2 tRNA genes and 3 rRNA genes are annotated in these 5350 nt (G+C 46.8%); all 5 read right to left on the minus strand.

The features are described 5' to 3' along the window. Positions 1–50: 50 nt before the first annotated feature. Positions 51–160 (minus strand): 5S ribosomal RNA (rrf, locus tag ABD766_RS14865). Positions 161–278: 118 nt separating this feature from the next. After that, a 23S ribosomal RNA gene (locus tag ABD766_RS14870) occupies positions 279–3160 on the minus strand. A 139-nt stretch (positions 3161–3299) separates the two neighbouring features. Then, a tRNA-Ala gene (locus tag ABD766_RS14875) sits at positions 3300–3373 on the minus strand. A gap of 86 nt (positions 3374–3459) precedes the next feature. Further along, positions 3460–3533: transfer RNA gene (locus tag ABD766_RS14880), tRNA-Ile, on the minus strand. 83 nt (positions 3534–3616) lie between these two features. Then, positions 3617–5130 (minus strand): 16S ribosomal RNA (locus ABD766_RS14885). Together the 16S, 23S and 5S rRNA genes with 2 tRNA genes alongside form the textbook arrangement of a ribosomal RNA operon. Positions 5131–5350: the final 220 nt, after the last annotated feature.

The following is a 5350-nucleotide window of genomic DNA, read 5'->3' on the forward strand; positions in this document are numbered from 1 at the left end:
TGATATAAAACAAAAAACCTCTATCAAATAAATGATAGAGGTTTTCAAAAAGAAGGCGGCGACATACTCTCCCACAGTTATGCAGTACCATCTGCGCAATCGGGCTTAACTTCTCTGTTCGGAATGGGAAGAGGTGAGCCCCGACGCAATAACCACCTTAAGAGGTTTTGCAAGGGTCCCGATAAATCGGGAACAATACATAATATCTTAACATACTGAGATAAAAAAAATTATTTTAAGAAAGATTCTCCCTCCCGATTTGCATCGGGAGGAAAATTGCACATAAACTTACGGGTTATTAGTACTACTCGACTATGACATTACTGCCTTTACATCTATAGCCTATCAACGTTGTCATCTCCAACGACCCTTAAAAGAAATCTCATCTTGTGGTGGGTTTCGCGCTTATATGCTTTCAGCGCTTATCCCTTCCAAACGTAGCTACTCTGCGGTGCTCCTGGCGGAACAACAGATACACCAGAGGTTTGTCCAATTCGGTCCTCTCGTACTAGAATCAGATCCACTCAAATTTCTAACGCCCACAGTAGATAGAGACCGAACTGTCTCACGACGTTCTGAACCCAGCTCGCGTGCCACTTTAATGGGCGAACAGCCCAACCCTTGGGACCTTCTCCAGCCCCAGGATGTGACGAGCCGACATCGAGGTGCCAAACCCCCCCGTCGATATGAGCTCTTGGGGGAGATCAGCCTGTTATCCCCGGCGTACCTTTTATCCTTTGAGCGATGGCCCTTCCATGCGGAACCACCGGATCACTATGCTCTACTTTCGTACCTGATCGACCTGTATGTCTCTCAGTCAAGCTCCCTTATGCCATTGCACTCTACGCACGGTTACCAAGCGTGCTGAGGGAACCTTTAGAAGCCTCCGTTACTCTTTTGGAGGCGACCACCCCAGTCAAACTACCCACCAAGCAATGTCCTCTCATTAGAGAGTTAGGCCTCAGATAAGCAAAGGGTGGTATTTCAACAATGACTCCACAACGCCTAGCGACGCCACTTCATAGTCTCCCACCTATCCTACACATCACTTATCCAAGGTCAATACTAAGCTATAGTAAAGGTGCACAGGGTCTTTTCGTCCCACTGCGGGTAATCGGCATCTTCACCGATACTACAATTTCACCGAGCTCATGGCTGAGACAGTGTCCAGATCGTTACACCATTCGTGCAGGTCGGAACTTACCCGACAAGGAATTTCGCTACCTTAGGACCGTTATAGTTACGGCCGCCGTTTACTGGGGCTTCAATTCAATGCTTCTCCGAAGATAACATCTCCTCTTAACCTTCCAGCACCGGGCAGGTGTCAGGCCCTATACTTCATCTTACGATTTTGCAGAGCCCTGTGTTTTTGATAAACAGTCGCCTGGACCTTTTCACTGCGGCCAGCATTGCTGCTGGCGACCTTTCTCCCGAAGTTACAGGTCTATTTTGCCTAATTCCTTAGCCATGAATCTCTCGAGCACCTTAGGATTCTCTCCTCGACTACCTGTGTCGGTTTACGGTACGGGTTCTTATAATCTAAGTTTAGAGGTTTTTCTTGGAAGCCCTTAGGCACACTATCTCTTTGTCCGAAGACTCCGAGTACTATCGTATTTCCCCAAGCCACGTGGATTTGCCTGCGCAGCTTATAGGTAGGTACTTCAACGAACTATTCCGTCAGTTCGCGGTGCTTTCATCACTCCGTCACCCCATCACAATTATAAGAAGTACGGGAATATTAACCCGTTGGCCATCGACTGTCCCTTTCGGGTTCGCCTTAGGACCCGACTAACCCTCAGCTGATTAGCATAGCTGAGGAAACCTTAGTCTTTCGGTGTGCGGGTTTCTCGCCCGCATTATCGTTACTTATGCCTACATTTTCTTTTCTAACTAGTCCAGCATACCTTACGATACACCTTCAACCCTGTTAGAATGCTCCCCTACCACTTATACTTACGTATAAATCCATAGCTTCGGTAATATGCTTATGCCCGATTATTATCCATGCTCGTCCGCTCGACTAGTGAGCTGTTACGCACTCTTTAAATGAATGGCTGCTTCCAAGCCAACATCCTAGCTGTCTGGGCAGACAAACCTCGTTTTTTCAACTTAGCATATATTTGGGGACCTTAGCTGATGGTCTGGGTTCTTTCCCTCTCGGACATGGACCTTAGCACCCATGCCCTCACTGTTGGTAAACATTATATAGCATTCGGAGTTTGTCAGGAATTGGTAGGCGGTGAAGCCCCCGCATCCAATCAGTAGCTCTACCTCTATATAACTTTATGACCAACGCTGCACCTAAATGCATTTCGGGGAGTACGAGCTATTTCCGAGTTTGATTGGCCTTTCACCCCTACCCACAGGTCATCCGAAGACTTTTCAACGTCAACCGGTTCGGACCTCCACTATGTGTTACCACAGCTTCATCCTGCCCATGGGTAGATCACACGGTTTCGCGTCTAACACTACTGACTAAAGCGCCCTATTCAGACTCGCTTTCGCTACGGATCCGTGACTTAATCACTTAACCTTGCCAGCAACGTTAACTCGTAGGCTCATTATGCAAAAGGCACGCCGTCACCCCACTAAAGGGCTCCGACCGCTTGTAAGCGTATGGTTTCAGGATCTATTTCACTCCGTTATTCACGGTTCTTTTCACCTTTCCCTCACGGTACTGGTTCACTATCGGTCTCTCAGGAGTATTTAGCCTTAGCGGATGGTCCCGCCAAATTCAGACAGGGTTTCACGTGCCCCGCCCTACTCAGGATACCACTATCGTTATCTTCTCTTACTTATACGGGACTATCACCCTCTATGGTTAACTTTTCCAGGTTATTCTAATTCAATCCGCAACAAATGTCGTGGTCCTACAACCCCAATATTGCCGTAACAACATTGGTTTGGGCTAATCCGCGTTCGCTCGCCACTACTTACGGAATCACTTTTGTTTTCTTCTCCTCCGCCTACTTAGATGTTTCAGTTCAGCGGGTTTGCCCACCTATCGGTGTACTATGTCTTCAACATAGTGGGTTGCCCCATTCGGATATCTACGGATCAATTCGTGTGTGCCAATCCCCGTAGCTTTTCGCAGCTTATCACGTCCTTCTTCGCCTCTGAGAGCCTAGGCATCCCCCATACGCCCTTATTTTGCTTATGCGCCGCCTAAATAATAAATTATTTAGGACTTATAATAAATACGCAATAAATCGCGCATCTACTGTGCTTTCTATTTCTTATTATTTTCTTATCTCAATATGTCAATGAACTTTGATTGCTGAACTTATTTCAGTATCTTGTGGAGAATAACGGAGTCGAACCGTTGACCTCCTGCGTGCAAGGCAGGCGCTCTAGCCAGCTGAGCTAATCCCCCATTTTTTTAAAATTCCAAATTTTTAAATTCCAAATTCCAAAAAAAATAAGGATTTCAACCTCTAGAATTTCCAAGCTAAAACAAAGTAGTCCCGCCCAGACTCGAACTGGGGACCCCTACATTATCAGTGTAGTACTCTAACCAGCTGAGCTACGAGACTCTGTATTTTGCTTTTGTATTATTTGAATTAACAGCAGAAAGTAAAACCTATCTCCTAGATATAAGTCTTTTATCATTCTCTAGAAAGGAGGTGTTCCAGCCGCACCTTCCGGTACGGCTACCTTGTTACGACTTAGCCCTAGTTACCAGTTTTACCCTAGGCAGCTCCTTGCGGTCACCGACTTCAGGTACCCCCAGCTTCCATGGCTTGACGGGCGGTGTGTACAAGGCCCGGGAACGTATTCACCGGATCATGGCTGATATCCGATTACTAGCGATTCCAGCTTCACGGAGTCGAGTTGCAGACTCCGATCCGAACTGAGAACGGTTTTGTAGATTCGCTCCTACTTGCGTAGTGGCTGCTCTCTGTACCGTCCATTGTAGCACGTGTGTAGCCCAAGGCGTAAGGGCCGTGATGATTTGACGTCATCCCCACCTTCCTCACAGTTTACACTGGCAGTCTTGTTAGAGTTCCCGACTTGACTCGCTGGCAACTAACAACAGGGGTTGCGCTCGTTATAGGACTTAACCTGACACCTCACGGCACGAGCTGACGACAACCATGCAGCACCTTGTAAATTGTCCGAAGAAAAAACTGTTTCCAGTCCTGTCAATCTACATTTAAGCCTTGGTAAGGTTCCTCGCGTATCATCGAATTAAACCACATGCTCCACCGCTTGTGCGGGCCCCCGTCAATTCCTTTGAGTTTCATTCTTGCGAACGTACTCCCCAGGTGGGATACTTATCACTTTCGCTTAGCCACTGAACTTGCGCCCAACAGCTAGTATCCATCGTTTACGGCGTGGACTACCAGGGTATCTAATCCTGTTCGCTCCCCACGCTTTCGTCCATCAGCGTCAATCCACAAGTAGTAACCTGCCTTCGCAATTGGTATTCCATGTAATATCTAAGCATTTCACCGCTACACTACATATTCTAGTTACTTCCTTGTAATTCAAGTCTAACAGTATCAATGGCCGTTCCATCGTTGAGCGATGGGCTTTCACCACTGACTTATTAAACCGCCTACGGACCCTTTAAACCCAATGATTCCGGATAACGCTTGGATCCTCCGTATTACCGCGGCTGCTGGCACGGAGTTAGCCGATCCTTATTCTTACGGTACCGTCAAGCTCCTACACGTAGGAGTGTTTCTTCCCGTACAAAAGCAGTTTACACACCATAGATGCTTCTTCCTGCACGCGGCATGGCTGGATCAGGCTTGCGCCCATTGTCCAATATTCCTCACTGCTGCCTCCCGTAGGAGTCTGGTCCGTGTCTCAGTACCAGTGTGGGGGATCTCCCTCTCAGGACCCCTACCCATCATCGTCTTGGTAAGCCGTTACCTTACCAACTAACTAATGGGACGCATGCTCATCTTTTACCGTTGGAACTTTAATGTATAAACCATGCGATTCATACATACTATGGGGCATTAATCCAAATTTCTCTGGGCTATTCCCCTGTAAAAGGTAGATTGCATACGCGTTACGCACCCGTGCGCCGGTCTCATTACCCGAAAGTAACTACCCCTCGACTTGCATGTGTTAGGCCTGCCGCTAGCGTTCATCCTGAGCCAGGATCAAACTCTTCATCGTATATTTTAATATTGTCGATAATTCAAAAATATCTATTTCTCGATTTGCCTTACTTTCTTTTTCTTTGTCTTATCTTTTGGATAAGACGGCTGTCAATTCAATATGTCTATGAACGTGTCATTCTTTTTTGTGCCGCCATTCTCTCGTTTAGCGGGTGCAAAAGTACATCTTTTTTCTTAACTCGCAAGTAAATCGAAAAAAAATATTTTTTTCTTTTTTC

Source organism: Flavobacterium cheonanense, assembly GCF_039539185.1.
Lineage (GTDB): Bacteria > Bacteroidota > Bacteroidia > Flavobacteriales > Flavobacteriaceae > Flavobacterium > Flavobacterium cheonanense.